The following is a 255-nucleotide window of genomic DNA, read 5'->3' as shown; positions in this document are numbered from 1 at the left end:
CGAAAGAAACAACACCAAATATGTATTTTCTGACCCATTAATTACAGTAACAGAAATGCTTGTAACGCTGCCCGAAAACACAAAAAAATGGCAACATGTGTCCAATATTGAGGGTAAAAATGTAGGCACAGTATTGGGTTATTATTATCACAATGCTGATACATTTAAACGCGTTGATTTTCCTTCGGAAAAAGAACTCATTGAGGCGCTAGTACGAAAAAGAGTAGATGTTGCCATAATAGGTGACTCACCAAC

The 255-nt window shown here is 36.9% G+C and carries 1 protein-coding gene; it reads left to right on the top strand.

All coding sequences use genetic code 11. The features are described from left to right. Positions 1-255: hypothetical protein (locus tag R2R70_RS21595; protein WP_410979137.1), on the top strand; the 255-nt coding region annotated here is incomplete at both ends.

The sequence above is a fragment of the Cobetia sp. SIMBA_158 genome, assembly GCF_046566945.1.
Lineage (GTDB): Bacteria > Pseudomonadota > Gammaproteobacteria > Pseudomonadales > Halomonadaceae > Cobetia > Cobetia amphilecti.
Note: the sequence above shows the minus strand (reverse complement) of the source record. Positions and strands in the feature narration are given on the sequence as shown.